This is a genomic window from Geobacter psychrophilus (assembly GCF_056821595.1).
This window is the reverse complement of sequence record NZ_JBXDTU010000004.1, coordinates 2882986-2904202: the sequence shown is the minus strand read 5'-3', so window position 1 is coordinate 2904202 and position 21217 is coordinate 2882986. Positions and strand designations below refer to the sequence as shown.

General features: G+C 56.1%; 20 protein-coding genes. 13 read left to right on the top strand and 7 right to left on the bottom strand.

Going from position 1 to position 21217, the window contains the following annotated elements; genetic code table 11:
* Positions 1–189: 189 nt before the first annotated feature.
* Positions 190–1431: a L,D-transpeptidase family protein gene (locus ACOCF6_RS15890; RefSeq protein WP_482461311.1), complete on the top strand. Its 1242-nt coding sequence runs from the start codon at positions 190–192 to the stop codon at positions 1429–1431.
* Between the two features lie 143 nt (positions 1432–1574).
* Here the strand turns inward: ACOCF6_RS15890 and ACOCF6_RS15885 are convergent, their stop codons facing one another.
* Positions 1575–3926 (bottom strand): penicillin-binding protein 1A, encoded by a 2352-nt coding sequence (locus ACOCF6_RS15885; protein WP_482461310.1) that lies wholly within the window; start codon positions 3924–3926, stop codon positions 1575–1577.
* A gap of 220 nt (positions 3927–4146) precedes the next feature.
* On the opposite strand from ACOCF6_RS15885, the gene ACOCF6_RS15880 reads away from it, so the two are divergent.
* Both ACOCF6_RS15880 and ACOCF6_RS15875 read left to right on the top strand, forming a co-directional pair.
* Positions 4147–4845 carry an ABC transporter permease gene (locus ACOCF6_RS15880; RefSeq protein ID WP_482461309.1) on the top strand — a complete coding sequence of 233 codons (699 nt, stop codon included), beginning with the start codon at positions 4147–4149 and terminating at the stop codon, positions 4843–4845.
* On the top strand, positions 4842–5585 hold the full coding sequence (locus ACOCF6_RS15875; protein ID WP_482461308.1) for an ABC transporter ATP-binding protein: 744 nt from the start codon (positions 4842–4844) through the stop codon (positions 5583–5585). Before ACOCF6_RS15880 ends, ACOCF6_RS15875 begins: the two co-directional genes overlap by 4 nt.
* A 70-nt stretch (positions 5586–5655) precedes the next feature.
* On the opposite strand, the gene ACOCF6_RS15870 is transcribed toward ACOCF6_RS15875, so the two are convergent.
* Positions 5656–6060, bottom strand: coding sequence for a cobalamin B12-binding domain-containing protein (locus tag ACOCF6_RS15870; RefSeq protein WP_482461307.1), 405 nt, complete (start codon positions 6058–6060; stop codon positions 5656–5658).
* A 38-nt stretch (positions 6061–6098) separates the two neighbouring features.
* Entirely contained in the window at positions 6099–6626 is a 528-nt protein-coding gene (cobO, locus tag ACOCF6_RS15865; protein WP_482461306.1) for a cob(I)yrinic acid a,c-diamide adenosyltransferase, read from the bottom strand.
* A gap of 232 nt (positions 6627–6858) precedes the next feature.
* Between cobO and ACOCF6_RS15860 the strand changes: the two genes are divergently transcribed.
* From ACOCF6_RS15860 to ACOCF6_RS15850, 3 genes are all read left to right on the top strand, one after another.
* Positions 6859–9837, top strand: a complete 2979-nt coding sequence (locus ACOCF6_RS15860) for an NAD-glutamate dehydrogenase domain-containing protein (RefSeq protein ID WP_482461305.1) — start codon at positions 6859–6861, stop codon at positions 9835–9837.
* An 86-nt stretch (positions 9838–9923) separates the two neighbouring features.
* Complete coding sequence (locus ACOCF6_RS15855) at positions 9924–10166, top strand: YtxH domain-containing protein (RefSeq protein WP_482461304.1); 243 nt, start codon at positions 9924–9926, stop codon at positions 10164–10166.
* A 104-nt stretch (positions 10167–10270) separates the two neighbouring features.
* Positions 10271–11524 (top strand): nickel-dependent lactate racemase family protein, encoded by a 1254-nt coding sequence (locus ACOCF6_RS15850; protein ID WP_482461303.1) that lies wholly within the window; start codon positions 10271–10273, stop codon positions 11522–11524.
* Between the two features lie 90 nt (positions 11525–11614).
* On the opposite strand, the gene ACOCF6_RS15845 is transcribed toward ACOCF6_RS15850, so the two are convergent.
* On the bottom strand, positions 11615–12622 hold the full coding sequence (locus ACOCF6_RS15845; protein ID WP_482461302.1) for an OmpA family protein: 1008 nt from the start codon (positions 12620–12622) through the stop codon (positions 11615–11617).
* A gap of 269 nt (positions 12623–12891) precedes the next feature.
* Here ACOCF6_RS15845 and hemB point away from each other — a divergent pair, with 269 nt between their 5' ends.
* Positions 12892–13869, top strand: coding sequence for a porphobilinogen synthase (gene hemB / locus ACOCF6_RS15840; protein ID WP_482461301.1), 978 nt, complete (start codon positions 12892–12894; stop codon positions 13867–13869).
* 6 nt (positions 13870–13875) lie between these two features.
* On the opposite strand, the gene ACOCF6_RS15835 is transcribed toward hemB, so the two are convergent.
* Together ACOCF6_RS15835 and ACOCF6_RS15830 are read right to left on the bottom strand one after the other, a co-directional pair.
* Positions 13876–14358, bottom strand: a complete 483-nt coding sequence (locus tag ACOCF6_RS15835; protein ID WP_482461300.1) for a hypothetical protein — start codon at positions 14356–14358, stop codon at positions 13876–13878.
* A 33-nt stretch (positions 14359–14391) separates the two neighbouring features.
* Positions 14392–15273, bottom strand: coding sequence for a L,D-transpeptidase (locus ACOCF6_RS15830; RefSeq protein WP_482461299.1), 882 nt, complete (start codon positions 15271–15273; stop codon positions 14392–14394).
* 156 nt (positions 15274–15429) lie between these two features.
* Between ACOCF6_RS15830 and ACOCF6_RS15825 the strand changes: the two genes are divergently transcribed.
* Entirely contained in the window at positions 15430–16494 is a 1065-nt protein-coding gene (locus ACOCF6_RS15825) for a threonine aldolase family protein (RefSeq protein WP_482461298.1), read from the top strand.
* A 24-nt stretch (positions 16495–16518) separates the two neighbouring features.
* Positions 16519–16677 carry a hypothetical protein gene (locus ACOCF6_RS15820; protein ID WP_482461297.1) on the top strand — a complete coding sequence of 53 codons (159 nt, stop codon included), beginning with the start codon at positions 16519–16521 and terminating at the stop codon, positions 16675–16677.
* On the opposite strand, the gene ACOCF6_RS15815 is transcribed toward ACOCF6_RS15820, so the two are convergent.
* Positions 16667–17896, bottom strand: a complete 1230-nt coding sequence (locus ACOCF6_RS15815) for a Tll0287-like domain-containing protein (protein WP_482461296.1) — start codon at positions 17894–17896, stop codon at positions 16667–16669. The genes ACOCF6_RS15820 and ACOCF6_RS15815 overlap by 11 nt on opposite strands.
* A 216-nt stretch (positions 17897–18112) precedes the next feature.
* Between ACOCF6_RS15815 and meaB the strand changes: the two genes are divergently transcribed.
* From meaB to ACOCF6_RS15795, 4 genes are all read left to right on the top strand, one after another.
* Positions 18113–19060 (top strand): methylmalonyl Co-A mutase-associated GTPase MeaB, encoded by a 948-nt coding sequence (gene meaB / locus ACOCF6_RS15810; RefSeq protein WP_482461295.1) that lies wholly within the window; start codon positions 18113–18115, stop codon positions 19058–19060.
* Positions 19057–19815 carry a cobalt ECF transporter T component CbiQ gene (gene cbiQ, locus ACOCF6_RS15805; protein WP_482461294.1) on the top strand — a complete coding sequence of 253 codons (759 nt, stop codon included), beginning with the start codon at positions 19057–19059 and terminating at the stop codon, positions 19813–19815. The genes meaB and cbiQ overlap by 4 nt, the downstream gene beginning before the upstream one ends.
* Positions 19816–19817: 2 nt before the next feature.
* On the top strand, positions 19818–20669 hold the full coding sequence (locus ACOCF6_RS15800; RefSeq protein WP_482461293.1) for an energy-coupling factor ABC transporter ATP-binding protein: 852 nt from the start codon (positions 19818–19820) through the stop codon (positions 20667–20669).
* 152 nt (positions 20670–20821) lie between these two features.
* Positions 20822–21217 carry a DUF948 domain-containing protein gene (locus tag ACOCF6_RS15795; RefSeq protein WP_482461292.1) on the top strand — a complete coding sequence of 132 codons (396 nt, stop codon included), beginning with the start codon at positions 20822–20824 and terminating at the stop codon, positions 21215–21217.

Genomic DNA, 21217 nt, shown 5'->3' with positions numbered 1-21217 from the left:
ATCTTCACGTTGAAAATAATCATGCAGCAACAATTAAGGTATTGATTAGCTTTAACAACATATTGTATGTATATGTCTATGAATACTATATCTAGAACTTCACCGGCAAGACATATAACATATGTGCTGACAATCGCCCTTGCAACCTTGTGGTATCATCCAGTTTGGGCCGACACCCGTCAGGACGCCATGACTGAACTGTCCCTCCTGCAGCAAACCGCAACCGCCCGGAAGATAACCGATGAGGTAAAGAGTGTCGAAGCTACTTTTGCAATTGCTGAACATTATCTGCAGGCCAATGACTTCGAACAGTCAGAACGCTTTTATCTCCTGACCATTCAAAAAGCCCGCATAATACTTGCGGCATCGCCGAAGAAGCCGGCAGAGACGACTACAGCGCCCGAGATGCTGCCGTCACCACCCGCTGCTGCCGATAGGTCGTCGCTCACACCAGCAGAATCTCCTGTCGACGCTCCCCGGCAGGCACCGGCTGTTGCTGCCGTTGAATCTCAGCCAGCGCCGGTTGTCATGCCGGAGCCTCCGGTTGTAACACAGGAAAGCATATCTCCATCACCGGTAGCGGAAGAAGAGTATTTCTCCGACGACATCACCTCGGACAAACTGGTCGGCACCGCCAGTACATATTCCGTGATAAAAGGCGATACCATCCGCCTGGTGGCCGCCAAACTGGGAGTCAGCCAACAGCACCTGATCAAAACAAACAAACTCGACCACAAGGCCTATCTCAAAATCGGCCAGAGACTGTTGTACAATAATCGCAAAATTGTCCCCCAACGCATGAAAAACGGCATTGTCGTCAATATCCCCGATCGCACCCTATATTACTTCAGACAGGGCAAACTGGCCATCTCACTGCCTGTTGCACTGGGTGTTGCGGTAAAATCCGAAAAATACGACTGGAAAACCCCTACCGGGAAATTCAAGATCACTGCCAAGATGAAGGACCCAACCTGGCACGTGCCGCCGTCGATCCAGTCGGAAATGGAGGATCATGGCAAGGAGGTCATTACCAAAGTCGCTCCCGGCGGCAGCAATCCCCTGGGGAAATATGCCATCAAGACTTCCATCCCCGGTATCCTGATCCACAGTACCACCAAGCCCTGGTCAATCTACAGCTTTGCCAGTCACGGCTGTATCAGGGTCTATCCGGAGCAGATGGAGGAGTTTTTCAAAGAGATCAAGGTCAACACCCCGGGAGAGATCATCTATAAGCCGGTCAAGCTGGCAGTCACCGAGGAAGGGCGCGTTTTTCTGGAGGTTCATCGGGATGTGTACGGCAAGAGCAGCGGGCTTGCGCTGGAAGCAAGACAACTGATTGAAAAACAGAACCTTTCGGAACAGGTTGACTGGAAGAAGGTTGAAACCATTGTTCGACTCAAATCAGGAATTGCAGTAGACATCTCACTCTGAATCACCGCTACTGTCTTCTACGCAATAAGGGGCGCCTCAGCGCCCCTTATTGCGTGAATCCCAATTATCCTAGACCAAATAAACGGATTAAGTACGCTCACTAAATTATTTCTGAATAAACTACAGAAATAATTTCCAACTTATTAAGGCTTGGCGGATCCGCCTTCAGCGCCGTCACCGTCGTAGCTGTTCGGCTCGGTGCCTTTGATGAAACATTCCATTACCGCACCCGGAGTGCCTTCACGCGCCAAGCGTCCGGTACGGGGATTGATCAGCACAAAGGAAACCGTCTCCGGAGCCTGGAAATCCTCTACCGGCAGCGATGCTGTCGCCTTTTGCATGAATTCAGCCCAAATAGGGGCCGCGGCCTGCCCACCTGTACCACCTGATCCAAGCGAACGTTCCTGGTCATATCCCACCCACACACCGGTCACCAGCTGGGGCACATAACCGACGAACCAGGCGTCCTTGGAATCATTGGTAGTCCCGGTCTTGCCGGCCACGGGACGGTTGATGGTGGCACGATGCCCGGTGCCGCTCATCACAACACTCTGCATCAGGTTGGTAATTACATAGGAAGCTTCCGGCGAAACCGCAGGGACTGCCACCGGGGGTGACGTTTCCTGCAGTACCGTTCCGTCGTTGTCCGTCACCCTGGTTATAAAGTACGACGGCAGCAACATGCCCTTGTTGGCAAAGACCCCATAGGCTCCGGTCAGTTCGAAGGGCGACACACTGGCGGCGCCCAGTGCCAGCGCCAGGTTGGGCTCAATCTTTGAGGTAAAACCAAGTTTTCTAGCAAAGTCAACCGTATAGGGCGCACCAATCTGTTCCATTATTTTCACGCTGACAATATTGATGGAATAGGTCAGCGCTTCGCGCATGGTTACCGGACCCCGGAAGGTGTTGTCATAGTTTTTGGGTTTCCAAATTTTACCGGTACCGTCCGGATATTCCACTTCGACATCGTTTATGACCGTGGCGGTTGTCAGCCCCTTTTCAAGGGCCGCCGCATAGATGACCGGCTTGAAGGCCGAGCCGGCATTCCGTTTGGCCTGCATGGCACGATTGAACTGGCTCTTGCGGAAATCATAGCCACCGACCATGGCTTTGACGCCGCCATTGCGAGGATCGATTGCCACGAGAGCGGCCTGGACATCCGGGGTCTGGTCAAGCGCAAACTGGGCACCGCTCTTATCAACATCAGGCGTTACAACCGAGACATCGATGACAGAGCCGAGTGTAAGGGCCTTTACGCCCTTCTCGGGCTTGCCGTAGCTGTTGATCATTCCAACCTTGCCGGCCCAGGACATGTTTTTGCGAGTGAGCAGTCCGGTGCGCTCACCGACCCTGACGATCGCCTCACCCTTTTCGGGATGGAAGCCAACCACAACCCCTTGGTAGTTATCTCCCGCCTTCAGGGCCGCAGAATCAATCCCGTCCTCGACTTTACCGCAGAAGGCCTCGACATCAGCCTCCTTCAGGTATTTGAGCGGACCCCGGAAACCCTGGCGCTTGTCCACGGCCTTGAGACCGCTGCGGATGCTGTCGTACGCCGCCCGCTGCATTTCAGCGCTCATGGTGGTGTATATTTTCAGACCACCCTTGTAAAGATTTTCCTCTCCGTATTTTTCCTCCAGCTGAATACGCAGATGCTCAAGAAAGTACGCCGACTGCTCACTGTTAACCTTCTTCATGGGGTGGATGGAAATAACGGTTTTTTTGGCATGGTCGGCCTCGGCCGGAGTAACATAGGCCTCCTTGACCATCCGATCCAGCACGTATGCCTGACGCTCGCGGGCCTTTTCCAGATGCTTTATGGGGGAATAGGTGTTGGGCGCCTTGGGAAGCCCTGCCAGCATGGCGATTTCAGCCAGGTTGAGCTGATCTACGTTCTTGCCGAAATAGGTCTCGGCAGCAGCCTGCACACCATAGGCGCCAGCTCCCAGATAGATCTGGTTGAGATACAGGTAGAGGATCTCGTCCTTGGAGAGTTTTTCCTCCATGCGCTTGGCCAGAATGGCTTCCTTGATTTTACGCGTATAATTTTTTTCCGGTGTCAGCAGCATGGACTTGGTTACCTGCTGGGTAATCGTGGAAGCCCCCTCTTTCTTACGCATGGAGATCACGTTCTTTACCGCGGCCCGGACAATACCGAAGTAGTCAATCCCCTTGTGCTGGTAAAAGCTGGCGTCCTCGGCAGCAACAAAGGCCTGAATCAGTTTGCGCGGCATCTTGTTGACCGGCACGACAATGCGGCGTTCGAGATAGAACTCCCCCACCAGGCTGCCGTCATCGCCAAAAACCTGGGACACAATGGGTGGTTTGTAATCTGCCAAACGATCCACCCGCGGCAACTTTGCCAACAGATAGAATACATAGCCTGATATGCCCAAGAGCGCCACCACTCCCAGCGTCACGACAATCAGCAGCAGAGCCTGCATGAACCCTTTGCCTTTGGGCGTTGCTGGTGTTTTCCTGTTCATTGGGTTCATTTCTCTATCTTCCTTCCGGAATTGCATCCGGGTTAACGTGTCATTTCCAAACTGCAGACTGTGCAAAATAGCCTATATCAGCCTAAGAATTCAAGCATAATCAGTTTTTCCCATTCCAGAGGGGATATTACAATCAGAACCGTTTCCTGTGCGATGATCGCAGCATCACCCTATTTTTATCCTTGTAAAGCACCCCTTGCTTCGATATAAATGCAGGCTTATGGAACTGATCATCGACGGCATATACACTGCATTAACGCTGATCTTCTCTCTCGATCGGGAGGTGCTGGCGGTAACACTGCTGTCACTCAAGATCTCCGGCTGCGCAACCCTGGCCAGCCTGTTCATCGGCATTCCGGCCGGCGTGTTTCTGGCCTTATCCGACTTCCCCGGCCGGCGCCTGGTCATCAGCCTGGTCAATACCGGCATGGGGCTGCCCCCCGTGGTGGTCGGCCTGTTTGTAACAATCTTCCTCTGGCGCAACGGACCACTGGGCTTTCTTGAAATTCTCTACACACCCGCAGCAATGATACTGGCCCAGTCTGTCATCGCCACCCCGATCGTAACCGGCATCACCATCGCTTCGATCCAGAACCTGCCCGCCAATCTCAAACTGCAGGTACGGGCACTGGGGGCTACGCATTTCCAATTGATACTGATACTGATCAGAGAGGCCCGCCTGCCCCTGCTGGCTGCGGTCATGGCCGGTTTCGGCGGCGTGATTTCCGAGGTAGGGGCCTCCATCATGGTAGGGGGCAATATCAAGGGGCAGACGCGGGTGCTGACCACAGCCACGGTCATGGAAACCGGCAAAGGCAATTTCGACGTGGCCATAGCCCTGTCACTGATCCTGCTGCTGCTGGCCTTTGGCGTCAACTACCTGTTGACGGTCATTCAGCAACGGGAGCGACCGCGATGAGTACTCCGTGTGCCTTACTCTCCGTTGAAGACCTGCGCATCCGACGAGGTGGAGTATCAGTCTTGGACGTGCCGCTTTTCTCCATTGCCACCGAGGAAAAACTGGCGGTGATCGGCCCCAACGGAGCCGGCAAATCCAGCTTTCTTCTGGGACTGGCCTGCCTGATTGATCGTGATGGCGGCAACCTGGTTTTCAAAGGCGAAGAGGTTACCCGGAGTGGGGAGATCGCATACCGTCGCAGGATTGCCATGGTTTTCCAGGAGCCGCTGCTGTTTGATACGACAGTGCTTGACAATGTGGCCGAAGGATTGCGCATACGAGGCGTCAAGCGCAGCGAAGCACGGGACCGGGCCAAAGAGAGCCTCGACACATTCAAGGTCGGTCATCTGGCCGGGCGCTCGGCGCATAAACTGTCGGGCGGGGAGGCGCAGCGTGTCAGCCTGGCCCGTGCTTTTGCCGTCAGACCGGAACTGATCCTGATGGATGAGCCCTTCTCCAGTCTTGACCTGCCGACCAGGATTACCCTGGCTGAGGATCTTGGGCGCATCCTGCACGAATCAGGTACGGCAGCCATTATTGCAACACACGACCGCATTGAGGCGTTCAGGGTGGTGGACCGGCTGTTGGTAATGGAATCTGGGGCGGTAATTCAGGAAGGGAGACCGAAGGATGTCATTGCACATCCGGCCAATGACTTCGTGGCTGCATTCAAACGGACCGGCTACACTACGTTGGAATAATCAGGGTCAAGGGCACACAGGACCACGGGCAGAAAAGACCTCTGATGCTGTGCGCCCTTGACCTGTTTTTTCAGGCTCTTGGCAGGATGTTGGTCTGAATCCACTTAACAATATCTTCGGTAGATGTTCCCGGTGTAAAAACTTCGCAGATACCGGCGGCCTTGAGAGCAGGGATGTCGTCCTCGGGAATGACGCCTCCGCCGAACACCTTGATGTCAGTGGCGTTTTTCTCCTTGAACAGCTGACAGACACGCGGCAGCAGGGTGTTGTGTGCGCCGGACAGAATGGACAGACCGACACAGTCAACGTCCTCCTGGATTGCAGCGGCAACGATCTGCTCCGGGGTCTGATGCAAACCGGTGTAGATAACCTCGAAGCCGGCATCGCGAAAGGCGCGGGCAATAATCTTGGCCCCCCGATCATGGCCGTCCAGGCCCGGTTTTCCCACAAGTACACGTAATGTTCTTTCAGCCATTACTCATCTCCTCCTTCATATAGTGAAAAATATCATACTCACATTTCTATACCGGTGCGCGCCGGAACACCGGCTGCATAATAATGCTTGATCTCACGCATTTCGGTCACCAGGTCAGACGCTGCGATCACCCGTTCATGGGCATTCCGCCCTGTCAGCACCAACTCGACCCGCTCCGGTTTCAGGGCAATCACGTCCAGCACCTGCTCCACATCGATCAAGCCAAAGCCCACGGCACCATTGATCTCATCAAGAACAACCAGATCATAGGCATCTGAGGTCAGGAGCTCTTTTGCCTGCTGCAGCGCATCCTGGGCCACGCGACGGTCCTCGCTGATATCCTTGGTGTTGACCCAACCCGGTCGGCCGCTTTGGATAATGGTCAATAAGGGGGCCAACTTCTCAGCAATCAGGTGCTCACCGTACGGCCCACCCCCCTTGATGAACTGGAATACGCAGACCCGAAGTCCCCGGCCAACGGCACGCAAGGCCAACCCAAGCGCAGCGGTTGTTTTACCTTTGCCGTTACCGGTATAGACTTGAACACATCCCCGCTCCAACCCCATCCGCTGCCCCTGTCACGATAGAATCAATCCATTATGATTACACTGCAATAAAACAGCGGTGCGACTATAGCAATTCGGGTGTGAATGAGTCAAGCAAAGCTTTAGCCGGCTGAAAGGCATTATAGCGTTGCCGCAACCGTCCCCGGCAGTATATTATCGAGCAGTAGTGCATATGCATCTACCTGACGGCTGGCAACATCGGCCGACTTCATGAGGGTACGAAGGAGCTGCAATGAACCTGTCCGCCATCATCAGACGGAAATCAGCCTCGGAACGTAAAACGACACGTGAAAATGCCCATTGGCTGCAGCAGCATATGAGCCCTTACTTTTTCCAGGCCATGGCAGATGAAGAGGATGCCGTTGCGCTGCTGGCGAGGGAAATGGCCAGCCTGAAGCGCAATCAGCGCATCATTCTGGTCGATCGCGAAAAACTGCTCATGCTGGCCTCGGTCAATCTACCCGGCTCACTCTACGACACCCTGCGGCGCATCGGAGAGCGGGAGATCTCCTATGCCATGTTCTCACACTCGACCGCCCCCATGCCGGATATGGCAGAAGAGCTGGAGGTGCAGCGTTTCGAATTCGACCTCCGCCAGAACCATGAAATCGATCTGACGCAGGAAGTAGCGATACCGGCAGCGCTGCTGAAAAAGGTGCGCAGCGAACTGCGGACTTCTTTTCCCGATTTCGATCAATCAAAGCTCGATCGGCTGCTGAAAATTTTGTGGCTGAACAACGAAAACTACATCCGCATGTCACCGGCCAGCCGGATCGCCTGGCTGGTATGGCTGTTTGAGCGCGGTAACGCCGCGGGCGGACTTTTCCTGGATATGATCAATGTCGAACGCGACGGCCGCATCGAGACCCGCGTGCTGTTCGCCGTCGGCAATCCGCCCCAGGAGGAGTTTCTGCTGCAGCTGCTGGAGGTCTTCAACCGGCTGGGCATCGCGATCCGTCGCGCCTATTGCCAGACCATCTCCAACGGTATCCACCCCTATTTCCTGGGGGCCTTCTTCGTCCAGACCCGTGGGGGAGAGCCGCTGTATCCGGGCACGCAGCTGTCCGAACGGCTCGAACGTGAGCTCTGCACGACCCAGATTCTCTCCACCTCGTCACACGCCTATAACGATTTTGTCGTCCAGGGGCTGATGTCGGGCGAAGACGCCTCGCTGGTCAACGCCTTCGTTTCATTCTGCCACACCAGTCTGGCCCACAACCAGCCCGAGCGCTTCGGACTGGAGGATGTTCAGCGCGCCTTCTATGACCACCCCGAAATGGCCCAGCTGCTGGTCAGGTTCTTCCGGACCCGCTTCGACCCGGCACTCGTTGAGCGCGATACGGTCTACAGCACGTTGCTGATTGAGACGCTGGAGGCGGTGGAGGGGTACAACACCGGCCACCGCTGGCTGGACGATATCCGCCGGGCCGTCTACCGCTGCTGTTTCCTGATGATCATGCACGCCCTCAAGACCAACTTCTTCGTAATCGAGAAACAGGCCCTCGCCATCCGGCTCAACCCGGAGTATCTGCGAGACATGGGGCATGAGTTCACCGGCGACCTGCCCGACCAGCTCCCCTTCCGGGTAACCTTCTTCTACAGCCGGTATGGGGCCGGCTATCACGTCGGTTTTTCCGACATCGCCCGCGGCGGCTGGCGCACGGTTATCGCCCGCAGCGCCGACGATTACATCACCTCGGCCAACACGCTCTTCCGCGAGGTGTACGTCCTGGCCCACACCCAGCACCTCAAGAACAAGGACATCTACGAAGGCGGCTCAAAAATGGCGCTGACGCTGGATGCATCCGATCTTGATCAGGCCGGCAGCGATTCGGAGAACCTCCGGCTTTACAAACTTCAGTACGGCATCGCCAACGCCTTTCTGGATATCTTCATCACAAAAGACGGCCTGGCAAAAGACCCCCGGGTGGTGGACTATTACGGCGATGACGAACCGATCGAGATCGGCCCTGACGAGAATATGCATGACAACATGATCGAGGCCATCGCCTCCCTGTCAAAAAAACGGGGCTACATCCTCGGTATCGGCATCATGTCCAGCAAACGCATCGGTATCAACCACAAGGAGTACGGCGTCACCTCTGCCGGTGTCGTGAAATTTGCTCAGATCACCATGGCCGAGGTATCCGGAATCGATATTACGCGGGATGCATTTTCGCTTAAAATGACCGGGGGCCCCAATGGCGATGTGGCCGGCAATTCACTGCGCATCATGCTTGCCCGCTGTCCGCAAATGCAGGTGCGACTGATTCTTGATGGAACTGCTGCCCTGTATGATCCGAACGGCATCCATCGCAAGGAACTTGAACGCATCGTACTGGCTCACGATCTGGATGCGTTTCTACCCGAACATCTGGGGATGGGCGGTTACATGGTCTTCCGGACCGGCAGGCGCATGGAGGGTCTGCGGGAACTGCACCGCAAGGTCAGCAGGACGAAAGATGGAATGGTGGAAGAGTGGCTTGATATCGACGATTTTTATCGTGAGTACAACAGCATGATCTTCACTGTGCCGGCCGACCTGTTCATCCCGGCCGGCGGCAGGCCCGAAACTATCGATGGCCAGAACTGGCGCCTGTTTCTGGATGAAAAAGGGCGGCCATCGGCGGGTGTGATCGTGGAAGGGGCCAACTCCTTCATCACACCCGAGGCGCGACTGCAACTCCAGAAGGCTGGCGCAACGATCATGCGGGATGCCTCAGCCAACAAATGCGGCGTTATCTCGTCTTCCTACGAGATTATTGCCAACCTGCTGCTGTCCGATGCTGAATTCATGGAATGCAAGGATGCCTATGTGGGCGATGTGCTGACCATCCTGGAAAAACGGGCCGCTGATGAGGCCCGGCTGATCCTGCGGCGTCGGCGGGAATCAGCCGGCAGCCTGCTCTGTACGGAGATTTCAGACGCTCTCAGCCTTGAAATCAACGCCCAGTACGCCCGCCTGTTTTCATTTTTCGAGAGCCACCCCGCCCTGCGCCTGAAGGCCCCCTTTTATCAGGCGATACTCTGCCACCTGCCGCACATCCTGCGGGAGAGGCGAGTCGTCCGGCAGCGCATCAAGAGGCTGCCCGGCAAGTACCTGTCCGCCATTCTGGCAGCCGAGATCGGTTCATCCCTTGTCTATGCCGGCGATCGCGATGCAGACTTTGAAGAATTGATCCGGCGGCATCTGGCAAAGACTCTCCCGTAAAAAACACTTTTACTCGGCTTCACGGATGTGCTAGAAAGATTACTCATCACACCGGATTCCAGATCTCTCTATACAAGGAGTTCAACATGTCAAACAGCAGCAACTCAGCAGCAGCAGTCATAGCCTTTGCCTCGGGAGCCATCATCGGCGCCGCCGCAGCACTCCTGCTGACCCCGAAACCGGGCCGGGAAGTACGCGGCAAACTTTCTGATCTCGGTGAAAGTGCCGCTGAAAAGGTGCGCCGTCTGGCCCGTGAAGCCAAGTTCAAGGTAACACCCCGCACCAAGACCGATGCATACGAGTATGACGGCGGGGATGCCTGGATCTAGTCTCCGGGTAACCTTGGAAGCAGATCAGGGCGTAAAGAAAAGCTGGCTGTCAATGGCTGCTCTTTACGCCTTTTCCTTTTGCGATCGTTCCTGGTGAGGTGCTCATGCACGTAAAATACGGTTCATCTGCATTTTCGCTTGATCTACCCCCTCAACGCCTGGGCGGCATTATCCAACCGTCTGTTCCCGAACCTACGGCGTCTCCTGTAGAACTCATCACTGCAGCACTTGATGCATGCCACACCGTCATCTCCTCCTTCAAACCGGGTGAAAAGGTCGTCATCGTCACCTCAGATATTACCCGCTATACCGGCAGCGAGATCTACCTGCCCCTGCTGGTGGAGCGGCTCAACCGCCAGGGCATCCCCGACGCGGATATTGAAATCCTGATCGCACTGGGAATACATCGCCCCCAGACCACCCACGAGCATGATAAAATTCTCGGAACACTGTTTGGACGCATCCGGGTCAGGGATCACGACTGTGACAATCAGGCGGAACTGGTCTCTATCGGCAGGACATCCAACGGGATTGATGTCCGCATCAACCGCCGGGCGGTCGCGGCGGACCGCCTGCTACTGACCGGCGTTATCGGATTCCACTATTTTGCCGGTTTCGGCGGCGGGCGCAAGTCGATACTGCCCGGCATCGCCAGCCGTCAGGCCTGTATGGCCAGCCACTTTGCCGTACTGAACCCCGGACATGGCAGCGGCAAAAACCTGCGGGCCGTCACCGGAAACCTGGACAACAACCCGGTCCACCAGGCCATGAGCGAGGCCTGCGCCCTGGCCTCTCCCGATCTTATCCTCAATACCGTGCTCGCTCCGGACAAGCGCATCATCGCCGTCTTTGCAGGCCATTGGCGTGAAGCCCATGAAGAAGGCTGCCGGTTTTACCGGGAGCACTTCTCCTATCCTCTGCGTGAGAAAAGCGATATGGTGATTGTATCGTGCGGTGGGTTTCCCAAGGATATCAATCTGATTCAGGCCCACAAATCAATGGAATATGCGGCCCAGGCTCTCAAGGATGGCGGGGTGATGATCCTGCTGGCCGAATGTCGCGACGGTTTCGGCAATTCGACCTTTTTCAACTGGTTTCGCTACAAGCAGCTGGACCAGTTTGAAGCGGCCCTGCGGGAAAAGTACGAAATCAACGGCCAGACCGCCTATTCGATCCTGCAGAAGGCCCAGCGCTTCAGAATCATCCTGGTCTCGGAGTTTCCCGGACAACAGGTGGAAGAGATGGGGATGCTGCCTGTCCGGACTCTCGACGAAGCCCTTCAGCACGCCGCACTCGTCCTCACGCCGGACTGGACAACTCTGGTCATGCCCGAGGGGGGCAGCGTGCTGCCGGTGTAAGATCGCCAGACAGCATCAAATCGACAACCGCCCTTCCGGATAAATCCGGAAGGGCGGTTTGTTATTCAGTGAATCTTCACATATGTTGATTTAGTCACAGGTAAAGTTGGCTTCAATACGGCGATTCCTGGCTTTGCCTTCCCTGGTTTTGTTGCTGGCAACCGGTTTTGAGAATCCATAGCCTTTGGCACTAATCCGGTCGGCTGAAATACCGAATTTTTCTACGATGTACTTCTTGACACTGTTGGCACGACTTTGTGAAAGCTTGTCATTGTAGGCCTTGCTGGCAACATTGTCGGTGTGCCCCGAGATCTCGCCCTTGGCATTGGGGAATTCCTTGAGAAAATCGCTGACAGCTTTCAACTCGCCATCGTATTGGGGCTTGATCGCAGACTTGTCCGTATCAAACTGGATATTGAGTACGGCCGGCTTGCTGCAGAATTTTTCTGCGGCCGCGGAGACTACCGGCTTGGGAGGTACAACAACCGGAGGCGGTGCAACAACGGCTACGCTGGCCGCACTGGTTGCCGTGCCACCTGCGCCGGAACAGGAAAGGGTATATGCGATAGTGTCATCAGGCGTAATGGACCTGGCACCCTGAGGCGGAACCTGGCCGATACCCGGCTGAACGTCACATTTGGATGCATTCTGGGATCTCCAGTTAAGTGAAGCGGACTGGCCTTTGGTAATTGTGGCGGGGACGATCGACAGGGCTGCTGTCGGAGCAGCCGGAGCGGGTGCCGCTGGAGGCTCGACAGCCTTGGGTGCAGGCGTGGAGGCACACAGGGCATTAGCTTTAGCGGTGGCCGCTTTCGCAAGTGCAGCGCCCTCTTCGGTATGGCAGGCCCTGAATACGTCATAGGCATTGTTCTTGGCATCTTCAGCAGCTTTAAACTCTGCGGGACAGGCCTGATCCTTGCCCGCTTTCCGCGCCGCCTCGACCGCCCGGTCAGCTTCCTGCATCTCGGACCGTATGTAGTAGCCCGGTATATTGCCTCGCGTTGTATTCACTTCAAGATTTGCACATCCGCTTAACGACCCGGCCAACGCTATTCCCAAAACAGGTAAAACTCGTACCATCGTTCTCATGCCGTTCATACGTGAACCTCCTTTTTGCTTGATGTCATCAACATCCGATAGTTAGGATTCATTTACCACAAATGAATCTCAATGCACAACATAAAAAGACTCAATTGATCTTCTTAGATAGTCATCAATATAACTAACTGTCAGTATTGCTCCGATAATCAGAATTGCAAGCTTCACATATCATATTTTGTGCGTCTACAGATGCAGACGCTTGCATTTCCAACGATCGTTGGAGTACTATTTTCAAATGAATTCATAAGCAGCTTGAGGAGGATCACATGTTTTTCCCGCAATTCAGGGCACGCAGAATCCGAGGAAATGAGATATTCAGACGGATGGTGCGCGAGACAACCTTATCGGTGAATGACCTTGTCTACCCGATGTTTTCGGCATTCGGAACCGGTATAAAAAAAGAGGTTTCGTCCATGCCGGGTATCTATCAGCAGTCCATCGAACATATCGTGGCGGAAGCCAAAGAGGTGTATGCCCTCGGCATCCCGGCGGTATTGCTGTTCGGCATACCTGAAACCAAGGATGCGGTCGGCAGCGATGCCTATTGCGACACCGGCATCATCCAGGAAACCATCCGCGCCATCAAGCGCGAGGTGCCTGGTCTGGCGGTCATTACCGATGTCTGCATGTGCGAATATACCGATCACGGCCATTGCGGGATTATCAGGGACGGGGACGTCGACAATGATGCGACGCTGGAACTGCTGGCACGGGAAGCACTCTCCCATGCCAGGGCGGGTGCGGACATGGTGGCGCCGTCGGATATGATGGATGGCCGCGTGGCAGCCATCCGGGAGGAACTGGATGAAAACGGGTTCGACAAGATACCGATCATGAGCTACGCCGTCAAATATGCATCCGGGTATTACGGGCCATTCCGCGAAGCGGCCGAATCGACCCCCCAGTTCGGCGACCGCCGCAGCTACCAGATGGATCCGGCCAACCGCCTGGAAGCACTGCGTGAGGCCGCTTCAGACATCGACGAGGGCGCCGATATCATCATGGTCAAACCGGGTCTGCCCTATCTGGATATCCTGCGCGACCTGCGCAACGAATACAACCTGCCGCTGGCGGTCTACAACGTGTCAGGCGAGTACAGCATGATCAAGGCTGCGGCAGCCCATGGCTGGATCGACGAGGAGCGCGTCGTGCTCGAAACCATGCTCAGCTTCAAGCGGGCCGGAGCCGACATCATTATCACCTATCATGCCAAGGACGTTGCGCACTGGTTGAAACAGGGCTAACGATAACTATTCGCCGATTTTTTCCGCCATTTCCTTCTTATGCTGCTTGATAGTTCCGCCGCCGCTTGACGGTGCCGGATTGGCGGGTGATTTCCCCGGCAGCTTCGGCAGGCTTTTAATCGTAATGCCGGCCTTTTCGTCAGCTTCTTTTTGATTTACGGCTGCTCCTTTGGGAGCGGCCGTTGCCGTCTTAGGCTGCGGTTGAGCTGCAGTTCCTTTGGGAGTGGCGCTTGCCGGATTAGCCTGCGGCTGGACAGCGGCTACTTTCCTCACAACCCGGTGCCGCCTGGGAAAGGTCCGTTTCATGTCGACTTCAGACGGTTCGAATGAGGTCAGGGTGTGGCGGGTAGCCAGCACATATACCTTTCCGTCAGCGCGCCAGGCCCTTTTGGCCTGAATGACGCCGCCACTCTTCAGGTAAACATTTTTTGCATACGCCGGTGTCGTCAGAATCACCGCCAAAAGCACTGCACACAGTATCCGTTTCACATTCGCCTCCTGTCCCGAGATATGCCTACTTCATTAATTATTCCGAGGACTCCGGTCCAGATAGCGCGGCAGGCCGCCGCGCACTTCAACCACCGGACCATCTTCCAACTCATCAATTTCACCGTAGTCATCGCCGTATTCCGATTCACCGACAGCCCATTCGTAGAGCCTCTGCGAATCCAGCAGCACCGGTTTTTCAGGAGTGGCAAAGACCCGCTTCTGCATCTCTTCATCATACAGGCCGATACAGCCGTGAGAAGCGGGCCGGCCGGGCAGATCCCGCGCATGGAGCCAGTAGGAAACATTATCCGTTCCGATATAAAAGCGCAAGGCGTTATCCATCGGATACTGTTCTTCATCGTTGGCCGTCTTGTATAGCGATGATGTGTGCGTCAGGTGACGGGCGTCCACACTGAACAGACCGGTGGGTGTTTCGGTGCCGGCCTTGCCGGTGGCGGCCGGCGCCGAAAACACCAGTTTTCCGTATTCATAGGCACCCAGCCATTGTTCGGTAATATCCACCAGGATATATTTTTCATGCCGCCGGGCCGGTTCATACACACGGGGTACAGGTGCATATCCGCGGGCATCCTCCATCCGGTCCGGAACCTTGAGGGTCATGCCGGGGTACACATGCCGGCGATCGATACGGTTAAAGCGGGCCACCCAGACCCAATCTTCTCCGAACAGCGATTCCAGAGACTGATGCGGCTGAATGAAATGGGGGTGCCAGCGGATCTCTTTCAGGCTCGGATATTCAACACGGGAGAGATCTTCAATAGCTTTATCCGCCGGGGAAGCGGACGGATCGCTGGTCTGTGATGGCGTTCGCAGCACGGTAAAACCCACCAAAAGGCCGGTAATCAGGGTAATGAGAACAAACTTGTGAGAAAACCGCATCCGGCTCTGACGCATGGGGCGTATCCTTCTGTCATAATTGATCAAACTGCATACTAGTCATTTTCTTCGAGATATTCAACTACTTGTCGCTCCAGCGACGTCGAATGTCTGGTAAACTGCATGGTTGCATGATAATGTGCTTGTTCAAGAAGCGGTTAAGGGAGGGCATGAGTGACCAAAAACGCAAGCAAGAAAACACACCCGGTATTCAACCAGTTTGCCAGCGACAATTACGCCGGCATCTGTCCCGAGGCATGGCAGGCCATGGATCACGCCAATCGCGGCTTTGCGCCCTCGTACGGCGATGACGACTGGACTGAGCGGGCCTGCGCCAGCATCCGGGATGTGTTCGAAACCGATTGCCAGGTATTTTTCGTCTTCAACGGCACGGCAGCCAATTCACTTGCCCTGGCGGCCCTCTGCCGCTCATATCACAGCGTTATCTGCCATGAACTGGCCCATGTGGAAACCGATGAGTGCGGCGCACCGGAATTTTTCTCCAACGGCACCAAGATCCTGCATATCCCGGGGCCGGGCGGCAAGCTTGACCTGGAAGCCGTGGAACAGGCCATCACCCGCCGCAGTGACATCCATTATCCCAAACCCAGGGTCCTCAGCCTGACCCAGTCCACTGAACTGGGAACCGTCTACACCCCTGAAGAGATCGGCGCTGCCGGCGAAATCGCCCGTCGCTACGGTCTGCGGGTGCAGATGGACGGCGCCCGCTTCGCCAATGCTGTCGCGGCCCTGAATGTGTCGCCGGCTGCGATCAGCTGGAAGGCTGGTGTGGATGTACTCTGCCTGGGAGGTGCCAAAAACGGCATGGCCATTGGCGAGGCGGTGGTCTTTTTCAACCGGGACCTGGCCGAAGAATTCGAATTCCGCTGCAAACAGGCCGGTCAGCTGGCCTCCAAAATGCGCTTCATCTCGGCCCCCTGGATCGGCATGCTGGCAAACGGCACCTGGCTGCGGAATGCCACTCATGCCAACCGTATGGCGCGGACCCTGGCGGATGAACTGGAAAAGATACCGGGAGTCAGTCTGATGTCCCCCTGTCAGGCCAATGCCGTCTTTGCCGAGATGCCCGACCGGGCCGTCACTGCCCTGCGGGCCGCCGGGTGGCATTTTTACTCGTTTATCGGCACGGGCGGCGCCCGCTTCATGTGCTCATGGCAGACAACTGAAGAGGATGTGCAAAAACTGGTCGTTGCGGTGCAATCGGCGTCAGTACGGTAAGTTACGGGGGGGGGATACGGGGACATGGTAAAAACAGCGACATACGAAGCACTTCTGGAGGATGCCAAACCTGACGGGACAGGAGGCTACCTGTTCACGCTGGAGGGAAAAACCTACCATTTAACGGACAAGGATGAGGTCAGGAAGATCGCCGAGCAGCACGGCTATATCATCATTTACTGATGCCCTGCTCCCTCACCGCCCGCAGTATGGCACTGAACATCGGGCTCTGATCCGACTGGGATACGGAGATGACCAGCTCGACCTCAAAGAGCCTGCCGCACACATCACGCACCTTCTGACGGGTAGTGGTACCGATCAGATTGCTGCTGTCAGCCGAGAAATATTCCTCCACCGCCCGCTGCAACTCCTCACCCTGCTCCAGGAAATCAAATATGCTTTGCCCGAGCAATTCCTGCTTGGTCAGACCGAACAGCTTCTCGGCCTTCAGATTGGAGATAACGATCTTGCCATCTGACATGAAGGTCACAATCGGCGACTGGGCAATCTCGATGAAGTTTCGGTAACGATCCTCAGACTCAACCCGCTGAGCTGTTTTTCGATCCAGCTCTGCCATCAGTTCGTTAAACGAGCCGACCAATTCACCGATCTCATCCTCTCCCCGCTGCTCCAGTCGCTCCGAAAAATTTCCGCTGTGGGCAACCGCAGCAATACGTGCGGCAACGGCCTTGACCGGCGTGAGGATCGTCCGGCGAATAATCCAGCCACTGATGGCAACAAAAAGCAGCAGCACAATCCCGTCATACAGGATGTCCCGCTTCAGGTTGGCACCGATCTGCCGATACAGTCCCTCCATTGGCACGGAAACGGAAACCGCGCCGATGACTTCGCCGACCTTGTAACCGTAGGAATAATGCCCGCGGGGAAAACGCCTCTGGATAAAAGCGGGGGCGGTATCATAGCTGCCGTGACACGTCAGACAGGACTGGTCCGCCACCATCGGCAGCAGGTAGCGCAGAGACTTTTTGCTTTGTTCTTGTGTAACCTGCCAGGTCTCGCCGGCCTTGGCATCCCGGAATAGCGTGAGCTGCGCAGTCTCGAAGCTGTCGGGGCGGTTGTCCGGATTGCGGTAGCGCAGTGAAACCTGGCGAACATAGTATCCGGAACCGCGGGTAAGCTGCTGGGCTACCCTGCTGGCAGCCACCTGGGGGATCAGGCTCTCATTATATTCCGGTTCGGACGTCACGCTTCTGGAAAGGTAATCACGCGTTTCGATGATCTGGCGCGAGATGGTGCGGGCATTGTCAACTGCACTCTTGAGGATCAACGACTGCTCACGGCGATAGCTGCTGTAGGCCAGAGCGATGAACAGTGCCACCAGCAGCAGGGATGAGATGATGTTGTATTTGGTATTGACGCTGCGTCTTGAAAGAAAGTTCATGGGAATCCCTTGCCGCTGCTCCGGGAGAGTTGGTTTACTGACTGCTGGCATGAAGTTGATTATATCCGCTCAGCATACCTTGGCAAGGACGAAATCAATTCTTCGCGTTTAGCCCGCCCCCGGCCGACATCTGAAGGCGGATTGTATTTCCGCCCTGATCGTGCTATATGATGAGCCTTGTTTGTTCTCACTATTCCATTTGACGAGTATTCAATCATGTCCCTTTCTGAAATGGTTCTGAGTGGCGATATCCGCGCAGCAGCACGGCTGATGCGGGACATCGACGACAACCGGCCGCAGGCTGTCGATAACCTGAAACACCTCTATCCCCGCACCGGCGATGCCTACATCATCGGCATTACCGGTCCACCGGGGGCTGGTAAATCAACACTGGTGGATCAGTTGACCGCCTCCTTCCGCAGTCAGGGCAGGAAGGTCGGCGTTGTGGCGATCGATCCGACCAGTCCCTTCACCGGCGGCGCCATCCTGGGAGACCGCATCCGCATGAACCGTCATGCCACGGACGAGGGGGTTTTCATCCGGAGCCTGGCCACCCGCGGCGCCCTGGGCGGGCTGTCCCGTTCCACGTCCGATGTCGCCCTAGTCATGGATGCCCTGGGAATGGAGATTATCATCATCGAGACGGTCGGCGTGGGACAGGATGAAGTCGACATCGTCAAGGCCGCCCACACAACCTGCGTAGTCATGGTCCCGGGACTGGGGGACGATATCCAGGCCATCAAGGCCGGTATTCTGGAGATCGGCGATGTCTTCGTGGTCAACAAGGCCGACCGGGACGGGGCCGACCGGACCACCCGTGAACTGGCCACCATGCTCGAGTTCCGCTGCGCACCAGCAGGGAGCTGGAGTCCGAAAGTCCTGAAGACCGAGGCCCAGCGCGGAGTCGGCATAGAAGAACTGGTAGCTGAAATCCTGCTGCACCGCGAGCATCTCATTTCCAGCGGCACCATCAACGATTTTCTGCGGGAGCGCAACGAGCGCCACTTCATGGATATCCTGCGCGACAGCCTCTTCAAAAAGGCCTTGGAGTATATGGCGACTGACGGCACCCTTGACACGGTAGTAACCGGCATGGGCAGTCGTACGATCGACCCGTATTCAGCTGCAGAGCTGGTCCTGACAAGAATGATGGGAGAGCGGTGAGACACCTGCACCTACAACTAAATGAACATGCAGCCGTCACGGCCGTCGACCCGCGTACCCGTCTGATGGCCGCCGGCCTGCTGCTGGCCCTGGTCATCAGCTCCCGCAGCAGCTCCTTTCCCTGGCAGGTGGCCGGGATCTGCCTGCCGGTGGCGCTGATTGCCGGAATGCAGCTGCGGGTGCTGATATTGCGTCTTCTGCATCCCTTGTTCATCGCCGTTGTAATTCTGGTGCTCAAGACGTTCATGGGGCCCGGAGAATCCGTAACCTTCTTCAGGCTGGGATCGCTTGAGCTGGCCGGACATACGGCCGGACTCCACGAAGGTATGCTGATCACCTCCCGCATCCTCGGTGCTGTCTCGGTTGCAGTGCTGCTGAGTCAGGTCATGACCTTTACCGAAACCATGGCAGCCCTGGCCTGGCTGCGCGTTCCCCGCGGCCTGGTGGATGTGTCCATGTTCGCCTGGCGCTCGCTCTTCATGCTCTATGACGATGCCGGTATCGTCTACACCGCCCAGAAAAACCGCCTGGGCTACTGCGGCATGCGGCGTGGACTCAAATCCTTTGGCGCCATGGCCGGCATGCTCACCATCCGGGCCTTTGACAGCAGCCAGGCCATGACCGTCGCCATGTCCCAGCGCGGCTATGACGGCAGCCTGCCCCTGTTGCGCGGCTCACGCCTGGGTGGACAGCAGCTGGCAGGGCTGCTGCTGTTCGCCATTGTTGCCACCGCAGCCTGGAAGCTGCAGAACTGACCATGTCTATTCCCCGCCTTTCGGCACAGATAGATTCCTTTCGCTACCCCGATGGCACCATTGCCCTGTCCGGTATCCGCCTGGATGTCAGGCAGGGGGAGTTTTGCGGCATCCTCGGCTCCAATGGATCGGGCAAGACAACCCTGCTCAAACTGCTGGACGGTATGATCAAGGATTTCAGCGGAGAGGTACTGCTTGACGGCGACGACATCCGGCGGCTTTCCCCACGCCAGATCTACAGCAAGGTCGGACTGGTGTTCCAGAACCCCGACGACCAGCTCTTTGCCCATTCGGTCTACGAGGATGTGGCCTTCGGCCCGCGCAACATGGGACTTGACGAACAGGAAGTCCAACGGCGGGTGGCTGATGCCCTGGAAGCCGTAGAGATGGCCGACCTGGCAGCCAAGGACATTCACAACCTGAGTTACGGCCAGAAGAAGCGGGTCTGCATTGCCGGATTACTGGCCATGGGACACGAGATCCTGCTGCTGGATGAACCGACCGCCGGCCTCGATCCCATGGGCGAATACCGCATGATGGAGCTGCTGACCCGACTTAACCGGGAATCGGGCGTGACCATTGTCATAGCCACCCACAGCGTCGATCTGGTACCGGTCTTCCTAAACCGCCTGCACATCCTCAGCCGGGGAAAACTGGCCCGCAGCGGCACGCCGGAGGAGGTATTCAACAACCGCGACGATCTGGCCGGAGTCAAGCTGCGCCTGCCCTACATAGCAGAGTTGATTCATCAGCTGAAGACGAGCGACAACCTCCCCTTCCGGCGAATTCCTCTGACCATCGGCGAGGCACGCAGGGACATCCTGGAAGCGTTCGAACAGGAGCGCAGCCGGTAACCCCTTATTGACCCGATTATTTTTCCACACCCTGCGCAAGCACGGTGAAACAGTGATTTCTCAGGCTTTTTATTCGATTGAAATATTTCCTTTTTGCTCTATACTTAGCCCTACTTAAATTTGATACAAGCATCGCACTCTGGAGAGGTCACATGAGTCTTACCGAACTTGCGCTGATAACAATTGCTGCTTCAATGTTACTACTGGTAGTGACGCTGATTCCGGTCATCCTGACGGTCAAGCGCACCGCCGCTTCAGTGGGATCGCTCCACGACATGGTCCAACAGGAGCTGAAACCGGCCATCCAGGAACTGACCGCCTTGCTGGTGGAATTGAAGACGGTCAGCAGCGGGGTTGCAGAGCATACCGTTGATGTCAAACGATTCTTGACGGCCCTGGGTGAAACCGGGACCAATCTGAGCACGATCAACCGGTCGGTCGGCGTTGTGGCCGGCGTGCTCAATACCACTTCGGCCTGGGTAACCGGTGCAAAAGTGGCAGGCAGGTACGTACTCGAACAATATCTCAAAAAACGGGGAGGAATGTAA